The organism is Type-C symbiont of Plautia stali, assembly GCF_059730935.1.
Genome location: NZ_AP035923.1, coordinates 3609457 through 3626283 on the forward strand (window position 1 = coordinate 3609457; position 16827 = coordinate 3626283).

Here is a 16827-nt window from a genome sequence, read left to right on the forward strand (position 1 = left end):
TCAGCCCCCTCTCCCGCCAATGACAGATGGGCGCACTATCAGCCCCCTCTCCCACCTGCGGGAGAGGGTTGGGGTGAGGGCAAACGCCATCGCCCACTCCCCATCACACCGTCACCCACTCCACCTCCACAAACTCGCCGCGCGTCAGCGACAGCTGCGCCGCCTCCGCGATGGCCTGCGCGCGCAGCCCGTCAATCAGCCCCGGCAGACCGGCCACTTTCTCGCCGCCAAGATGGCGCACAAACGCATCGAGATGGCTGTAATAGGTCTCCTGTACCCGGCTGAACCAGTCCGCATACAGCCCCGGCTGGCGGATGTGCTGCCCCTGATACAGCGTTGCACCGCGCACCGCCTGGCTTTCCGACGCCAGCATGCCCAGACTGCCCATCACGCTGATGCGCTCGTCATAACCGTAAGCGGTACGACGGGCATTATCGAGCTGCGCCAGCGCGCCCTGCTGCAGGCGCATAATCAGCACCGAGGTATCGACGTCAATGTTGCGGATCGCCGGCATCGCCAGCGCGGCACCGAGCGCGCCCACGGTGACCACTTCATCCTCAGTTAGCCAGCGCAGCAGATCGAAAAAGTGGATGGCCTGGTCGCGCATCTGTCCGCCGGACGCCTGCAGATAGCTCAGCGGCGGCAGTTCAGAGGCGCGGCACACCATCTGGATGAGCTCGCTGCGTCCAATCACGCCCTGCTGCAGCTGGGCTTTCAGTTGTGCATGGCTGCGATCAAAACGCCGATTGAATCCTACCGTCACCGGCACCTGCAGCGGAGAGATGCTGGCTACCACTTCCCGGGCGCGCGACAGCGACAAATCGATCGGTTTTTCACAGTACACCGCTTTGCCCGCCAGTACCGCCTGCTCCAGTAGCGGAGCGTGGGTCGGCGTCGCACTGGCAATCAGCACCGCATCAATGGCCTCACTGCTCAGCGCCTGCGGCACGCTGGCGGCCCGCGCCCCAAACTGCTCTGCCAGCGCAGCGGCGCGCGCGGCGTCGATATCGCACACCAGCGCCAGCTCAACGCCGGGATGGCGCGCCAGGTTTGCGGCATGCACCTGGCCAATAAATCCACAGCCAATTAAGGCAAAACGTTGCGCACTGCGCATGATAACGCTCCTGTTGCTCACACTTCGGCATCGTCGGTCTTGTCAAAATATCGCTTTCTGGCAGGCTGTCTGAACGCGGTTTTTGATGGAATTCACTCAGATGAAAACAATGACGCTGGCCGAACTGGCTAAGCGGGTGGGCGTGGGCGTCGCCACGGTGGATCGGGTGCTGAACGACCGGGGCGGCGTGTCGCCCGCGATGACGAAAAAGATTTTACTGGCGGCGCGCGAAGCGGGTTTGAAACGCATCCTGCCGGAGGAACACCGCCACGCGTGGCAGATCGAAGTGCTACTGAGCGGTAACGGTTCCTTCTTCTTTCAACAGCTGGCGCAGGATTTTGCCCGGCTGGCAGATGAGCTCGGCTATCGTCGCCTGCGGCTGCACCGCACACTGATTCCGGAGCATGCGCCCGAAAAGCTGGCGGCGCATATCGAAGCCAGCAGCAAAAAGATGGACGGGCTGATTGTTTTCGCCCATGAAAATCCGCTGATTTACGCGGCGCTTGAGGCCTGTAAAGCGCGTGGCGTACCGGTCATTACGCTGGTGGCCGATCTGCCTGATGCGCCGCGCCTGTGCCATGTCGGTATTGACCAGCTTAAGGCGGGACGCACCGCCGCGCTGATGCTCGGCAGCATGCTGCCCGTGGCGGGTGACGTGGTGCTGGTTAGCGGTCGCGCCGATTACGCCGCGCACCGTCTGCGCATCGAAGGATTTCAGGCAGTGCTGGCGGAGCGCTTCCCGCATCTGCGGCTACGGGAGATCATCGCAGGCCAGGACGAGCGCGAGCGCATCAGCCGGCTGCTGGAGAAAACGCTGGCCGCATCGCAGCAGATTGTCGGCTTGTACAATACCGGCATGGGCAACACGCAGATTCACGAAGCGCTGGCGCGCCACCGGCTGTGCGGCAAGGTGGTGTATGTTACGCACGAACTTTACCAAACCACCCGTGAGCTGCTGGCCAAACGCGTGCTGACGCTAACGCTCGATCAAAACACCCTGCGTCACGCACAGCTGGCGCTGACGCTGCTGCTGCGACATCTGGAAGAGGGTGAGCAGCCAGAGACCTATCAGCCCGGCAAAGTCGACTTTATGCTGTTTACGCAAGAGAATTTTGCCTGATTCGACTTTGTCTTTTATCGCCAGCGCGGTTAAATCGGCGTGATAGCGTGCTGCTACACTCAGTAGCAGCAAAAATCTTCTCACAACAAGGCGAACGCATTATGTCGGAAAATCAGTATCAGCCCGCGAAAGTCTGGACCTGGGACCCGGAAGCCAAAGGTAACGGGGCGAAGACTAACCGTCCAACCGCCGGGCCGACGCATGAGCAAACGCTGCCGGTCGGTAAGCATCCGCTGCAGCTCTATTCGCTGGGGACGCCAAACGGCCAGAAAGTGACCATTCTGCTGGAAGAGCTGCTGGCGCTCGGCGTGCAGGAAGCGGAGTATGACGCCTGGCTGATCCGCATCGGCGATGGCGATCAGTTCTCCAGCGGCTTCGTTGAGGTTAACCCCAACTCAAAAATTCCGGCGCTGCGCGACCACTCGATCACGCCGCCACTGCGCGTGTTTGAATCCGGCAATATCCTGCTCTATCTGGCAGATAAATTCGGCCACTTTATTCCCTCTGACGTGGCGGGCCGCACTGAAACCCTGAACTGGCTGTTCTGGCTGCAGGGATCCGCGCCCTACCTTGGCGGCGGTTTCGGCCACTTCTATCACTACGCGCCAGAAAAAATTGAATACGCCATTAACCGTTTCACGCTGGAAGCCAAACGTCAGCTTGATGTGCTGGATCGCCAGCTGGCGGACCACCGTTTCCTCGCCGGCGACGAATATACCATTGCCGATATCGCGACCTGGCCGTGGTACGGCAATCTGGTGCTGAACAACCAGTACGGCGGCGGCGAATTCCTCAATGTGCAGTCGTACAAAAATGTGGTGCGCTGGGCAAAAGAGATTGCCGACCGTCCGGCGGTGATCCGCGGGCGTAAAGTGAACCGGGCATTTGGCGCCGAGCCGCAGGATCAGCTGCTGGAACGGCACGATGCGAGCGATTTTGATACCAATACTGAAGACAAGCGTCAGGCGCGAGGCGAACAATAATGGCCGCATATGTCGTTATGATTAAAGACGAAACGCTGGACAAAGACGAGCTGGCCACCTATTCGCAGAAAGCCGGCGCGGCGCGTGGCGATCACCACATCACGCCACTGGCGTTTTACGGCGATCTGGAGGTACTGGAAGGGCGCGATGCTGAAGGCGTGGTGGTGCTGCAGTTTGAAGATGCCGAGGCCGCCAAAGCCTGGTACTTCAGCCCGGCCTACCAGGAAGCCAAAGCGCATCGCCTGAAAGGCGCCAACTACCGCGTACTTCTGGTGAACGGCGTGGCGTAATGGATGACGTAACCCATTGCTAAGCACGGGTTATCTGCGGCGCGATCCCTCGCGCCGCGATTAAACCCAGCGCGGTTAATCCAGCGTAATCCGCACCACGCTATCCGGCCCTTGCGGCGAGCGATCTTTATTGAGTCCCTGCTTCACCGTCACGTACAGCGTCTGACCATCTGGCGACACCAGCAGGCTGTTAGGGTGGGTCGGCAGCGTCCAGCTATTTTTCACTGCGTAGGTCGTCGCGTCCAGCTGCAGCACTTTGCCGCCGAGTCGCTGGCTGATGTAAATCTCGTTGCGCTTCGCATTGAATTTGATGCCAAGCGAATCGCCGACATCCAGGCGTTTGATCACCTTACCGCTGCGCTCATCGAACACCAGCGTGGTTTTGCCCTTAGAATTGTCAGTGACGTACAGGCGGCCATTGGCGGCATCTTCGGCCAGATTTAACAGCAGATACTCCTTGCCATCGCCTGGCGTCCAGCGCTGCTCAATTTTGTGACTGCGCGGATTAATCACCAGCACTTCGCCACTGCCGTTCGCCGCGTAAATACGGTCGGTTGACGCCGAATAGAGCAACCCTGTCAGCCACTTACCGGCGTTTTTGATGGTGGTTTTCAGCCGCAGCGTATTCGCATCGACCACCCAAATCATCGCCGGATTCTCAATCGCACCGATGTACAGCAGGCCGTCATGCAGCAGGATTTCACGCGCGCCAACCGGATTGCCTTTGTCGTTTTTCAGGCCAAACAGCAGACGCTGCAGCACTTTACCGCTTCTGGCGTCCACTTTCGTCACGCCACCGTCCAGCGTGTTGGTAATGTACAGCACGCTGCCGTCCGGTGAAGCCGTCATGCCAAAGTTTTTCAGATCGGTGTGGGTTTCGCCCAGCGTCGCCAGCGTGCGGGCATCCAGACGATACAGCACGCCACCGTTGACGGTTTTAAATGCCTGCGCGCTGGCCACATACAGCGCAGCCGGATCGCCCGGCACATAGGCCATTTCATACAGGCCGTCGCCCAGTTCACGCTGCTGTACCTTCTCCGCTGCCGCTGGCTTAGCCGCGGCGGCAGGCGCTACTGATTTTTTAGCCGGCGCCTGACAGGCGCTCAGGCTCATGGCTGCCAGCAGCGCCAGAACCAGCGCGGTGGCGCGCGGGCGTAATGATGAAGTCATTGCTGTCTCCGGTAAGGACCGATGGGTTACCTGCGCGAGCAGGAAGTATAAAAAGGAATGAGAATCATACGCATTATTGTATCAGTCGTAAATGTGCCTGATCGGCGACAGCAGGCGCAGGGCTGCGCTGCGTCAATGCCCTCCCCTCAAATTGCCACTTGTAGTATGCTTGACGGCATTCCTGCCTCAGATGTTGACTTAAAAAATGATGGTTCCTGACTATTTAATCAGTGTGTTGCTAACGGCCCATAACAGTGAAAAATTTCTGCCTGACACGCTGGCGAGTTTAGAAAAGGCCTGTCATGGTGTTGAGCAGTATATTGAATTTATTCTTATCAATGACGCATCCGTCGACAACACAGCAGCGTTACTCGATGATTTTTCCCGGCGGCATCCGCAGGCGAAAGTATTTAATATTGATTACCGCAACATTGGCCGGGTGCGTAATTTTGGCGTTCAGCAGTGCAGCGGTGAATATATTACGATGCTGGATGGCGACGATCAGTTGCTGGCCGACGCCCTCACCGATATTGTCCGCTACCTGAAAAGCCATCGTCCGGACGCACTGTTCACGGCGCTTAATGAGGTATACGAATCCCGGCCTCAGCACATCACGTGGCAGGGCCTGCAGGCGGAAACACTGTCACGGCATCAGGCTATTGAAAAATTCCTGATCCATCGCGATTTGCAGGCGCACTTTATTGGTCAGTTTATTAAGCGCACCATGCTGCTGGCACATCCCTTCCCGGATTATACCTGCTACGAGGACGCCTGGCTTTTCCCGGAAATCCTGGTCAGCAGTGATGCAATCGTTTATAGCCGTCAGAGCCCTTATCTCTATTTTAAACGCGGCAGCAGCTTATCCAGCCAGCTGGATAAACACAAAATTTCACTTCTAGTGAGCGCAACGCAGCATATGGATGAGGTGTTGCAGGAGCGCTATCGCAATCTGCTATCCTGCCACTGGATTAATATTGCACATAAACATCGGCAAGCCCTGGATAATCCTGACGACAGGAAGCAGGTTATTGAGGCGATCACTAAAATCAGGCCACTGTCTTTTCTTTTCGATAGTAAAATCAGAACCAGCTTTAAAAAGAAATATCTGGCTCTGAAGTTAAACAAACCGCTGTAATAACCGGGCGCTATGCCGGCGCCGGTTTATCAGGACGATGCTTTCTCAGGCGGATGAATCATGGCATAGCTGATGATAATCGCCATCACCAGGATTAGCACCGAACCACTCTGAATTAACACCGTGTCGGTCAGCCCAAAGATGATAATTGACAGCGGCAGCAGCGTTAATCCGGCGACGCCGCGGCGTGCGGCTACTATCAGCAGCACGAGGTAAAAAATCAGCAGGGAAAGTGCGCCAGCGATCCCCTGCAGCGAAAGCGTTTCAAGGAAATCATCGTGCAGGTGATACATGACGTTTTTATACGCTTCGGGATTGTGGCGCTCATGCTGCGTGATGTATTCCCGTGCTTTTGCCGTGCGCTGATCCGGACTTTGCCCCAGTAGCGACCACGAAACGCTGTGCCAGCCGCCTTTCCAGATAGAGAAACGGGCACCAATCGAGGTGTTGTTGTTGGTTTGATAAGTATCGACTTCATTGTGGATGCTGTCTAAGCGCTGCCAGACGCTGCCCGGCATAAATAAAGCGCCCACGATAATAAACAGCGCTAACACCACCAGCGAAATTTTACCCGCCCAGCGTTGGGTAAAATAAAACCAGGCCAGATAAATCAGTGGCAGGGTTAATACGCCGGCGCGTGACTCGGTCAGAATCATTAGCATCATATTCACGACAAAAACCGCGCTGAATAAGACCATTTGTCCGCCGCGATGGGTGATGACCCGGTGGCCGGTATACAAAGTACAGAGCGCCAGCGCGGTAATCAGATAAGAGACGGTACCGGCGGAGTCGGTCAGCAATCTGATGCGGGTCAGCGTTTTTGCGTGTTCACTGATAGCGAAACCTAACGTCACCAGCAGCCCGACAAATAAGATGGCGCTGCAGGTTATCAGGAGTGGACGGCTAAGATAGTGGCGCCAGGCGATGATAAAATAGCTGAGAAAAGCCGCGATAATAAACAGCTTACCGCCCTGGAAGTAGTTATTCACCACGTCACTGAATTCAGCGTGGGAAAACATCTTTGCCCAGATGAGCCTGACCAGCCCAATGAACAGCAGCGGAAGCGCTACCGTTATGGCCGTTTTATCTGTTAGCCACTGTTTTTTCACCGCCAGAATTACTAAATACAGAGCCACCACATAACTGGAAAAATAGAATATTTTGCGCGGTAAGGCTTCAACCACCAGTGACGACGCCAGCGCGATACTCAGCAGCACAAAACAGAGCTGGTAAATATTTTTTCCCGTCATCAGCTGGCGAAAAGCGTGAGCTTGCACTTAACAATACCTCATCTTGATATGTTTCAGGCGCCACAGCATGGCCTGCCACCATCTTTTTTGACGAAAAAGCGACTTATACATTCTTTTTGCCTGCTGCGCATTGGCTGGCTGGTCAAACGCCATGGTGGACAGCGGTGAATCCTGATAAATATCGCGATAGTGGTGAACCACAAACTGTTGATTCCATACCTGCCAGGGCTTATCCGCACCGGCATAATGAATCAGGCAGGTTTCCGCCGGCACGTCGAGCGTATAGCCACGATCGTCATGGGCCAGCATGGTCAGGGTATTGAAGCGAGGAGAAACAAAGGTCACTTTATCTTCCAGTAAAATATTCAACGCATCCTGGTCGAGATACTGGAAGTTTCGCCCGTGTTCGGACAGTAAAGTAAACGCGCGTTCGCTGATATTGCCAGCGCGCCATTGCGCCACATCAATCAGCATCATGCCGGCGTTAAAATAGCGCTCGCCGCGCAAGCCGGCATTCTTCGCCAGCACCGGCTGCAGCGAGGCAATTTCACCGACCACCAGCGCAACCGCCTCGGGGCCGGTCGGGATCTGCCACAGTTCATTGAGCGGATTAATGCACACCATATCGGCATCAAGATAGAGCAGTTTTTCCGCCTGCGGCAAAATCAGCGGTGCCAGAAAGCGATAGTAGGTCGCACGGGTAAAAAGTTCGGTGACCGGCAGCGTGGCAAACAGCTGGTCCGGCAGATGATGCAGCGTCACGCCGTGGCGCGATCCCTGAAACAGCCTGGCGAGCCGGGGGTTATCGGCCGGTGTCAGTTCTGAAGAGATCAGATGGAAATGATACACGCGGTCTCCGGCGTGTTTCATGATGGACAGAATCGTGATTAGCGCATGCGCTTTAAACTTTCCGTCAACGCCAAAAACAATATGTTGATCGCTCTGTACCGGAAAAAGTGGTTCGGCGTTTATTTCCTGAAGAACATCATGATTCATTGCGCGCTTCTCTGCTGCGGAGCGCTACACTCCGTAACCACTTAATATGTAGACAATAAAATTGGGTTTACCAAAACGGTGAAAAGATTACCATTTTGGTAAACCCAAAGAAAGCGTAGCACGATAAGCCAGGAGTTTTCGCAGACGAGACATAATCAGCCTCTTCCATCCTGTTTTTACGATGGGAGAGGCACGCTGGAGAATAAAACTACAGCGACGCGCCGCCGCAAATTACCAGCTCCTGTCCGGTAATGGCAGCGGCAGCCGGCGACAGCACAAAACCAGCCAGCGCGGCCACCTCTTCGGGATGGATATAGCGTCCGATAGGCGGCAGTTTCGGCGGCGAGCTGGCGCGGTCCGGCTGCAGCAGCATCGGCGTGGCGGTGGCACCGGGAGCGATCACATTGACCGTAATGCCCTGCGGAGCCAGTTCGGCGGCCCAGCTGCGCGCCATGCCCACCATCGCTGCCTTGGTGCTGACATACTGGCTGCGATTCGCCGCGCCGCGTGACGTGCGGCTGCCGAGCAGCAGAATACGATCGCCGTGGCCCATCTGCGGCAGCAAGGTGTTGGCCATGATTTGCGCCACCTGCACGTGCAGATACCACAGCCGCGCCCCCTGCTCTTCCTCCAGCTCACCCAGCGGCGCGGCCAGCATCATGCCTGCCGCGTGCACCAGCGCATCCACCTTCGCCAGCCCGGCCAAAGCTCGTTTCAGCTGACCGGCGTCAAACAGGTCGACGCTGACGGAGGTAAACGCCGGATGATCTTTCTCCACCGGCGTACGGCTAAAACCGGTGACCTGCCAGCCCTGCGTCAGCAGCTCATCGGCAATCGCCGCCCCAATGCCGGAACTGACACCGGTCACCAGTGCATGGCGGCTCATGCTTTGTCCCTCACCCAGCTCTCCTCCACGCGCACGTACTTGATGGCCTGGCGAAAATAGGTGTAGGCAATGTGCAGTGCGCCGTCCGCGCTCTGCTTAATGCTGGGATAGGAGAACTCACGGTTCAGTTTCTGCTGTGAATTGTTGGTCATGCAGTAGCCGTCCCCCTCATCCAGATTACGCTGCCAAGGCCAGCTCACTCCGCCATCGGCAGAAATAGCCAGCGTCATCGGTGCGCGCGGAGCCCCCCAGAAGGCGGTACGTGCGCCCTGAACCACCGGCTGCGCCGCCACGGCCACCGCCGCGTCATCTTCATCTTCGTCTTCGATTTCGTCGTACAGTGACAGGCGACGCTCGCTGGCATCACGCGCGCTCATGGCGTTAAACACCAGCGCCAGATGGCCGTTGTGCAGCGTAGTCACCTGAATCGATGAGTTATTATTTGGCAGATCGGTCGCCTGCGGCGTGCTCCAGCTTTCACCGCCGTCGTCCGAACGACTCTGGTAGATATAATCAGCCCAGCGGCTGCGATACAGCGCCAGCAGGCTGCCATCCTGCAGCAGCGTAATGTTCATGTGCACGCAGCCGAGGCTGTCCGGCACCGCCACATCGCGCCAGCTCTGGCCTTTGTCACTGGAGATTTTTACCGCACTGATGTCATCATTGCCCACCCATTTCACTCCCGGCTGGGTGCGACAATAGAACACCGGCAGCAGCCAGTTACCGTTCGGCAGCACCACCAGCGGCTGGCGGATAAACGTGCCCGGCTGGTCGAGCAGCGTATCAATGGCGCTCCAGCTGCGCCCTAAATCGTGTGACTGGCGATAACTTACGATGGCCGTGTCCTGATTACCGGACTTCTGCGCGGTCCACAGCAGCCACAGCACGCCCTCGGGATCGAGGAACAGCACCGGATTCTGTTCCGATCGCGCCGGATCGTCGGATAACTGCAAGGGATTGCTCCACTGCGCGCTGCCCTGCGCCAGCCGTGAGCACCACACTGAAATATCCGCGATGCCTTCCTGCGTGCCGCCAAACCACACGCACAGCAGGTCGCCGTTCGGTAACGGCAGCAGGTTAGCGGCGTGGTTCTGCGGACAGACCGAAGGCAGCATCGCCGTGAGCTGCTGCGCGTCCTGCACGTGCGGATGAAGCTTACCGTTACGTTCGACGGTAATGGTTGAGTCGGTCATGTCAGGCTCCACTGTTTTGCATTGATGAATCAGGTGCATTTTTGCGCTGCGGCTGACGTGACGGGATCAGACGGTCAATCAGCATGATCACCGCCGGTGTGACCAGCGCGACGTACATATTGTTGATGCCGAACGGATCGCCCAGCAGATACCACAGCGAGGTCATGACGCAGGCACCAATCAGGCCGGCGTTCGCGCCGCGAGTGCTTTTATAAAACGGCAGGTAGAAAGCGATGATCGCCACCACCGAAATTGACAGGCGGATGGCGCGGGTAAAGAACGACAGCTTTAGCACTTCCGGTACGAACAGCACGAAGATCAGCGGCAGGAAACCGATCAGCAGTGACAGCCAGCGCGTCATGCGAAATTCGCGTTCCGGCGTCGGATTACGGTACGGCACATAAAAGTCCTTCACCACCAGCGAAGCGATGGCCAGCGCCACGGTGCTGACGCTGACAAAAATCGACGCCACCAGCGAGGTAGTGACAATCCCTGCCAGCCATGGGCTCATATCCTGCAGGAACACCGGCAGCGCATACAGGCTGTTAATCTCCGGATGCAGATACTTTGCCGCCACGCCAATCAGCGCAATGGCGATGGCAATCGGCATACAGAAGAAGAACGCGACCCAGGTGGCCCGCTTCGCAGACGCCGCACTTTTGGTCGAGGCAATGGCCTGAATCACAAACTGGGTGCAGAAGATCGACCCGATGGTGCCAATCATCCAGGCAAAAATGGTGCTGGCGCCCACGTTACCGTCCCAGGTCCAGTAAAAGTGCGGCATCTCTTTGATCATCGGGCTAACGCCGCCGGTCATGTGCAGCGCCACGCCGAGAATGACCAGAATACCGATATATTTCAGGCCGCTGTGCAGCAGCGTCACCCAGGCGATGCCTTTCATGCCGCCGAACATAAAATAGAAGGTACTGACCAGCGCGGTGATCACCGCCGCCGTGGTGAGATCAAGGTTCAGTACCGTAGAGATCGCCGCCGCACCGCTGACATAGTTACCGACGTTCACCAGCAGCAGCGCGTAGATCATGATGATAGAAATAATATTTTTGGTGGAGTTGCCATAGCGCTCGGCAATCGCGCCGGAAATGGTAATTTTGCCGGTATTGTAGATGCGTTTGACCAGCAAAAAACCAAACAGCGGAAAGCCGATAGCGGCACCGATCACCGACCAGGACGCGGCAAAGCCATCCTCAAAAGCCGCCTGCGCCGTACCGATGGTTGACTTGGCGCCAATGTATTCAGACATCAGCATCACGCCGACCACAAACGCTGGCATCACGTTTGAACCCGCCATAAAGTCGCCGCTGTTTTTACTGCGCAACCGCCAGGTCAGCCAGGTAGTGAACAGGATGTAGGCAATGACAATCCCGACAATAATCACCATCCCTTCTGCAGAGAACTGTTTCATGTTGGCCTCATTGATAACGTAGGGTCGTGGTGCGTGCCGGGCTTCACACGCACCGTTAATGAGGCGGCCATGATTATTGTTGTTGCGTCGCTGCGCTGGCTACCCCGCACCGTGCAAAATGATTTACTTCACTCAAAAATGAATAAATTTACGCACAGGCAGGGCAATTTATAGATTAACTGGCGTTTAATTAGTTTGATCATGCTCACAAACAGTCAAATGTGATTAATAATAATCAAATTTAACTGTGCGAGATAACGAGGCAGACTGCGTGCCTGGCCACGGCCACCGCGCCGGGCAGCCGCGAACGTCAGGCGAGACTGTCGTTTTCCAGTTTCTGCCGTTTGCGCAGATGAGGGAACAGCGCCATCCACAGCGCCACGACCACCAGGGTGCCGACACCGCCAATCGCCGCTGCGGGCACCGCACCGAACCATGCGGCCAACAGGCCGGATTCGAACTCCCCCAGCTGGTTAGAGGTATTAATGAAGATGGCGTTGACCGCATTGACGCGCCCGCGCATCTCATCCGGCGTGTCCAGCTGCACCAGCGCGCCGCGAATCACCATGCTCACCATATCGAAGCCGCCGAGTGCCGCCAGCGCCAGCAGCGAGAGCCACAGCTGCGTCGACAGCGCAAATACCAGCGTAGCCAGACCAAAACCGGCTACCGAGCCAAACATGATCATGCCCACGTGCTTTTCCAGCTTGTGACGGCTGAGCCACACCCCGACCAGCAGCGCCCCGACCGACGGAGCACCGCGCAGCATGCCGAGCCCCCACGGACCGGTATGGAGAATATCCTGGGCGAAGATCGGCAGCAGCGCCGTGGCGCCGCCCAGCAGCACGGCAAACAGATCGAGCGAGATCACCCCAAGCACATCTTTGCGTTCGCGGATGAAGCGGACGCCGGCAAACATGGTGCTGAGGCTGGCCGGAATACGTGCCTGCGGCGGTCGTTCGTAGCGCAATCGGCTGACCAGCACAATCGACAGCAGATAGAACAGCGCCGAAACACCGTACACCACCTCCGGCCCGGCCACGTACAGTAAGCCGCCCAGCGTCGGACCGACAATCACCGCCGCCTGACCGCCCACCGAGCTGGCCGCCATGGCGCGCGCGAGGATGGGCGGCGGTACCAACGCTGGCAGCATTGAGGTGATTGCCGGCCACTCCAGCGCTTTGGCCAGCGAAATCAGGAACACCAGTCCCCAGATTTCAATCCGGCCCGCCCAGTGCAGCAGCGTCAGCGCCACCAGCCCGAGCAGCGCCAGCCACTCAATCAGCTGCCCCAGCAGCACGATGCGGCGACGGTCATACTGGTCCGCAAGGTGACCCGCCGGCAGCGCCAGCAATACCGAAGGTAAAAATTGCATCAGACCGATCATGCCCAGCGCCATAGCACTGTGGGTAAGCGCATAGATTTGCCAGCTGACGGCCACGGAGAACATCTGAAAACCAAACGATGAACAGGTACGCGCCAGCCAGAAGGCGACGAACGACCTGTGTCGCAGCAGCGAATCTTCCGCTGCGCTGACCGGTGAACCCATAGTTTTATCCCATCCTGAAGCAGAACCGGCCGGCGTCATGGCACCGGCCTGGTGAAAAGCCACCATCGGCTTTCCTTATGTTTTTCACGCCATAGAGTGCGATAACTGACCGGGGCAGGCAATGGCTGGATGTGCGCTGTAAAAACAGGTGTTTATCCGGATTGACAGTTAAACATGGCGTTCTGAATATTAGCAGACTGATTGTTTTACTTTGAAAATAGCCGAATCATTCCAGATAATTCAGTAAAGCGTTAATTAATGCCTGGCGAATCCTTTTTATCTCTTTATCAGAAACAGCTAAAAAAGGTGATCTTTGCCGGCGAATCGATCTATATTGCCCCCTGTGATAATCACAGCAGTCTTCCCGTCCTTATAATAATTAAGACGCTATCGTTCATTAATTTATTCATAGAGATAAATGGAAAACAATTCATACCATCCTTATGTCACTGAGCGTGTCTGTCGCTTCGACGGCACACCTATCGGCGCATGTTATTCAGCGTCCTTAATGCATTGCGTGCCGGAACGTTATGCATTACTTCATGAAGGCGAGATAATTACTCAACATTATCAGTCAGCGGATGCTGCGGGATTAATAATTATTCCACTGGCGGGAAATAGTGTGATGTCCTTTTTGCATGACGTGGATAATTATTCCAGCCTGCAACATGAGAATGTAAGGCTGGCGATCAACTATGCCACTTTACGTCAGGCAGGATCCGCCTTACGCGCTGTGGCGTCTCGTTTTTCCTTCTGGCTTTACGATCTCGCGCCGCCGGGAACCGAGTGGAAAAATATTACTGATTTTCCCTTCAGCGGTATTGTTCTGAGCGATGACTTCTTCCGTGAAAATTATCTCAAGTTCAGCTTTCCTTTTCTGCTCGCTTCGCTGCGGGAAACACAAGCAGAGGTAATATTACGTACGCCCCAGCTCCAATTACCGGCCGAAGATTACCTGCATTTACAGCTAAGCGGCTGGCAAACGCAGCGGAACTGTCATCCGCTCTTCCTGGGGTAAACGTTTACACAAAATTCTGCGCGTCGGCGTTATCACCCGATTACGCCGGACAGGATGGCGCAATATCCTCATAAAATGTCGTGTCACTGCCTGATAAAAAGAGCAAAGCGCTAAAAAAATCAAACCTGTTAACGTTTTTAAGATAAAATTTAACGCAAAGGGATCATCCTGCTTAACGGAAAAGCACTGACAGAACACCTTAAGTCACTTCGTACTCTATGTCGGGATACAGCCTAATCGGTTGTTTCCTTTGATTTTATGGCAAAGAAAGAGGTCAATATTATGGGGAAAGCTTCCTCATCTTTTGGCGTAATTCGCTTCCTGACGGTGCTGTTTGCACTACTGACGGGCGCATTTATGCTGATTGGCGGCGTTTGGTTAGCCGCCATTGGAGGTTCCTGGTACTACGTTATTGGCGGTGTGATTATGCTGATCACCGCTGTTCTGCTGTGGCGCCGTAGCGGTTCCGCACTGCTGCTGTATGCCCTGTTGTTGCTGGCAACGCTGGTGTGGGGCGTATGGGAAGTCGGCTTCGACTTCTGGGCGCTGGCACCACGTACCGACGTGCTGGTGATCTTCGGTATCTGGCTGATTCTGCCGTTTGTGTATCGCGGCCTGAATCATGCGGGTAAAGGTGCGCTGGGTGCGATGGCCGTTGCGCTGGTAGCCAGCGTACTGGTGCTGGCGTGGGCAGTATTCCACGATCCGCAGGAGCTGAATGGCAACCTGCCGGAAGTCGCTAACGTCCCGCAGGCCCAGCCGCTGAGTAACATCAACGATGCTGACTGGCCAGCCTACGCGCGTGACCAGCAGGGCACCCGCTTCTCGCCGCTGAAGCAGATCAACACCAGCAACGTGAAAGAGTTGCAGGTTGCCTGGCAGTTCCAGACCGGCGATCTCAAAACCGCCAACGATCCGGGTGAAATCACTGACGAAGTGACGCCGATTAAAATCCGCGACACGCTGTACCTTTGCTCGCCACACCAGATTCTGTTTGCGCTGGATGCGACGACCGGTAAGCAGAAGTGGAAATTCGATCCGGGCCTGAAGCCGAATCCTACCTTCCAGCACGTGACCTGTCGCGGTGTTTCATACCATGAAGTGCCTGCCGCTGCCGATGCCGCCAACAGCCAGCCTGCGCTGTGCTCACGCCGCATCTACCTGCCAGTGAACGACGGTCGTCTGTTCGCGCTGGATGCCGATACCGGTGCCCGTTGCCCATCCTTTGGTAACAACGGTGAGCTGGATCTGCAGCACAAGCAGCCGGTACAGACGCCAGGCCAGTATGAGCCTACGTCACCGCCGGTTATCACTGACACCACCATCGTCATTGCTGGTGCGGTCACCGATAACTACTCTACGCGTGAGCCGTCTGGTGCCATCCGTGGCTTCGACGTCAACACCGGTAAACTGCTGTGGGTATTCGATCCGGGCGCGAAAGATCCTAACGCGATTCCGGCCGATGAACACACCTTCACCATGAACTCGCCGAACTCGTGGGCGCCAGCGGTATACGATCCAAAACTGGATACCGTTTACCTGCCAATGGGCGTTTCCACCCCGGATATCTGGGGCGGTAACCGCACACCAGAGCAGGAGCGCTACGCGAGCAGCGTTCTGGCGCTGAACGCCACCACCGGTAAGCTGGTGTGGTCGTATCAGACCGTGCACCACGATCTGTGGGATATGGACCTGCCGTCACAGCCGACGCTGGCCGATATCACGGACAAAGACGGCAACACCGTACCGGTGATTTATGCCCCGGCGAAAACCGGTAACATCTTTGTGCTGGATCGTCGTACCGGTAAGCCGGTCGTGCCTGCACCGGAGACGCCGGTACCGCAGGGCGCGGCGAAAGGTGACCACGTGGCACCGACCCAGCCGTACTCCGAACTGACCTTCCGTCCGAAGCAGAACCTGACGGACAAGGACATGTGGGGCGCGACGATGTATGACCAGCTGGTGTGCCGCGTGATCTTCAAGCGTCTGCGCTACGAAGGTCCGTTCACGCCGCCGTCTGAGCAGGGAACGCTGGTGTTCCCGGGCAACCTTGGTATGTTCGAGTGGGGCGGCATCGCGGTTGATCCACATCGTCAGATCGCGATTGCTAACCCAATGGCGCTGCCGTTTGTGTCTAAGCTGATTCCGCGCGGTCCGGGCAACCCGATTGAGCCACCGCAGGGCGCAGAAGGCGGTTCCGGTACCGAAACCGGCATTCAGCCGCAGTACGGTGTGCCGTTTGGCGTCGAGCTGAACCCGTTCCTGTCGCCGTTTGGTCTGCCGTGTAAACAGCCGGCCTGGGGTTACGTTTCAGCGATCGACCTGAAGACCAACGAAACCGTGTGGAAGAAACGTATCGGTACCGTTCGCGATAGCGCACCGGTTCCGCTGCCGTTCAAAATGGGTATGCCAATGCTGGGTGGCCCAATCACCACCGCCGGTAACGTGTTCTTCATCGGCGCGACCGCAGATAACTACCTGCGCGCGTTCGATACCAACACCGGTGAGATGCTGTGGCAGGCGCGTCTGCCAGCGGGTGGCCAGGCTACGCCGATGACCTATGAAGTGAATGGCAAGCAGTACGTTGTCATCGCGGCCGGTGGTCACGGTTCGTTTGGTACCAAGCTGGGCGATTACGTGATTGCCTATGCGCTGCCAGATGCGAAGTAATTTTTCGCACTGAAGTAAAAAAGCGGGCAA

General features: G+C 56.7%; 14 protein-coding genes. 6 read left to right on the top strand and 8 right to left on the bottom strand.

Going from position 1 to position 16827, the window contains the following annotated elements; translation table 11 throughout:
• Positions 1-103: 103 nt before the first annotated feature.
• A complete protein-coding gene (locus tag AC6I7J_RS17100; RefSeq protein ID WP_498006242.1) occupies positions 104-1114 on the bottom strand; it encodes a Gfo/Idh/MocA family oxidoreductase in 1011 nt (336 codons plus the stop codon).
• Positions 1115-1214: 100 nt separating this feature from the next.
• On the opposite strand from AC6I7J_RS17100, the gene AC6I7J_RS17105 reads away from it, so the two are divergent.
• From AC6I7J_RS17105 to AC6I7J_RS17115, 3 genes are all read left to right on the top strand, one after another.
• Complete coding sequence (locus AC6I7J_RS17105) at positions 1215-2234, top strand: LacI family DNA-binding transcriptional regulator (RefSeq protein WP_021507779.1); 1020 nt, start codon at positions 1215-1217, stop codon at positions 2232-2234.
• Between the two features lie 101 nt (positions 2235-2335).
• Entirely contained in the window at positions 2336-3217 is an 882-nt protein-coding gene (yghU, locus tag AC6I7J_RS17110) for a glutathione-dependent disulfide-bond oxidoreductase (RefSeq protein ID WP_211726550.1), read from the top strand.
• A complete protein-coding gene (locus AC6I7J_RS17115) occupies positions 3217-3507 on the top strand; it encodes a DUF1330 domain-containing protein (RefSeq protein WP_021507781.1) in 291 nt (96 codons plus the stop codon). Before yghU ends, AC6I7J_RS17115 begins: the two co-directional genes overlap by 1 nt.
• A 75-nt stretch (positions 3508-3582) precedes the next feature.
• On the opposite strand, the gene AC6I7J_RS17120 is transcribed toward AC6I7J_RS17115, so the two are convergent.
• The gene (locus AC6I7J_RS17120; RefSeq protein ID WP_498006245.1) at positions 3583-4677 is read right to left on the bottom strand and encodes a YncE family protein; all 1095 of its coding nucleotides are present in this window, start codon (positions 4675-4677) and stop codon (positions 3583-3585) included.
• 205 nt (positions 4678-4882) lie between these two features.
• Between AC6I7J_RS17120 and AC6I7J_RS17125 the strand changes: the two genes are divergently transcribed.
• Positions 4883-5812: a glycosyltransferase family 2 protein gene (locus tag AC6I7J_RS17125; RefSeq protein WP_498006247.1), complete on the top strand. Its 930-nt coding sequence runs from the start codon at positions 4883-4885 to the stop codon at positions 5810-5812.
• Between the two features lie 29 nt (positions 5813-5841).
• Here the strand turns inward: AC6I7J_RS17125 and AC6I7J_RS17130 are convergent, their stop codons facing one another.
• The 6 genes from AC6I7J_RS17130 to AC6I7J_RS17155 all read right to left on the bottom strand — a co-directional run bounded on the left by AC6I7J_RS17130 (position 5842) and on the right by AC6I7J_RS17155 (position 13109).
• Complete coding sequence (locus AC6I7J_RS17130) at positions 5842-7089, bottom strand: O-antigen ligase family protein (protein WP_498006249.1); 1248 nt, start codon at positions 7087-7089, stop codon at positions 5842-5844.
• Entirely contained in the window at positions 7090-8058 is a 969-nt protein-coding gene (locus AC6I7J_RS17135) for a glycosyltransferase family 8 protein (RefSeq protein WP_058780864.1), read from the bottom strand. It abuts the gene before it with no gap.
• 208 nt (positions 8059-8266) lie between these two features.
• Entirely contained in the window at positions 8267-8944 is a 678-nt protein-coding gene (locus tag AC6I7J_RS17140; RefSeq protein ID WP_021507786.1) for an SDR family NAD(P)-dependent oxidoreductase, read from the bottom strand.
• Positions 8941-10137 carry a sialidase family protein gene (locus AC6I7J_RS17145; RefSeq protein ID WP_498006252.1) on the bottom strand — a complete coding sequence of 399 codons (1197 nt, stop codon included), beginning with the start codon at positions 10135-10137 and terminating at the stop codon, positions 8941-8943. The genes AC6I7J_RS17140 and AC6I7J_RS17145 overlap by 4 nt, the downstream gene beginning before the upstream one ends.
• 1 nt (position 10138) lies before the next feature.
• Positions 10139-11560 carry a sodium:solute symporter family protein gene (locus AC6I7J_RS17150; protein ID WP_125311526.1) on the bottom strand — a complete coding sequence of 474 codons (1422 nt, stop codon included), beginning with the start codon at positions 11558-11560 and terminating at the stop codon, positions 10139-10141.
• Positions 11561-11870: 310 nt separating this feature from the next.
• Positions 11871-13109 carry an MFS transporter gene (locus AC6I7J_RS17155; protein ID WP_498007239.1) on the bottom strand — a complete coding sequence of 413 codons (1239 nt, stop codon included), beginning with the start codon at positions 13107-13109 and terminating at the stop codon, positions 11871-11873.
• 418 nt (positions 13110-13527) lie between these two features.
• On the opposite strand from AC6I7J_RS17155, the gene AC6I7J_RS17160 reads away from it, so the two are divergent.
• Both AC6I7J_RS17160 and AC6I7J_RS17165 read left to right on the top strand, forming a co-directional pair.
• Positions 13528-14127: a hypothetical protein gene (locus tag AC6I7J_RS17160; RefSeq protein WP_498006254.1), complete on the top strand. Its 600-nt coding sequence runs from the start codon at positions 13528-13530 to the stop codon at positions 14125-14127.
• Between the two features lie 282 nt (positions 14128-14409).
• Complete coding sequence (locus tag AC6I7J_RS17165) at positions 14410-16797, top strand: glucose/quinate/shikimate family membrane-bound PQQ-dependent dehydrogenase (protein ID WP_222985875.1); 2388 nt, start codon at positions 14410-14412, stop codon at positions 16795-16797.
• Positions 16798-16827: the final 30 nt, after the last annotated feature.

Coding starts and splice junctions, on each gene's coding strand:
- AC6I7J_RS17135 (WP_058780864.1), bottom strand. CDS start 8,058: ATGAATCATGATGTTCTTCAGGAAATAAACGCCGAACCACTTTTTCCG.
- AC6I7J_RS17125 (WP_498006247.1), top strand. CDS start 4,883: ATGATGGTTCCTGACTATTTAATCAGTGTGTTGCTAACGGCCCATAAC.
- AC6I7J_RS17105 (WP_021507779.1), top strand. CDS start 1,215: ATGAAAACAATGACGCTGGCCGAACTGGCTAAGCGGGTGGGCGTGGGC.
- AC6I7J_RS17165 (WP_222985875.1), top strand. CDS start 14,410: ATGGGGAAAGCTTCCTCATCTTTTGGCGTAATTCGCTTCCTGACGGTG.
- yghU (WP_211726550.1), top strand. CDS start 2,336: ATGTCGGAAAATCAGTATCAGCCCGCGAAAGTCTGGACCTGGGACCCG.
- AC6I7J_RS17115 (WP_021507781.1), top strand. CDS start 3,217: ATGGCCGCATATGTCGTTATGATTAAAGACGAAACGCTGGACAAAGAC.
- AC6I7J_RS17140 (WP_021507786.1), bottom strand. CDS start 8,944: ATGAGCCGCCATGCACTGGTGACCGGTGTCAGTTCCGGCATTGGGGCG.
- AC6I7J_RS17160 (WP_498006254.1), top strand. CDS start 13,528: ATGGAAAACAATTCATACCATCCTTATGTCACTGAGCGTGTCTGTCGC.
- AC6I7J_RS17100 (WP_498006242.1), bottom strand. CDS start 1,114: ATGCGCAGTGCGCAACGTTTTGCCTTAATTGGCTGTGGATTTATTGGC.
- AC6I7J_RS17150 (WP_125311526.1), bottom strand. CDS start 11,560: ATGAAACAGTTCTCTGCAGAAGGGATGGTGATTATTGTCGGGATTGTC.
- AC6I7J_RS17120 (WP_498006245.1), bottom strand. CDS start 4,677: ATGACTTCATCATTACGCCCGCGCGCCACCGCGCTGGTTCTGGCGCTG.
- AC6I7J_RS17155 (WP_498007239.1), bottom strand. CDS start 13,109: ATGGGTTCACCGGTCAGCGCAGCGGAAGATTCGCTGCTGCGACACAGG.
- AC6I7J_RS17145 (WP_498006252.1), bottom strand. CDS start 10,137: ATGACCGACTCAACCATTACCGTCGAACGTAACGGTAAGCTTCATCCG.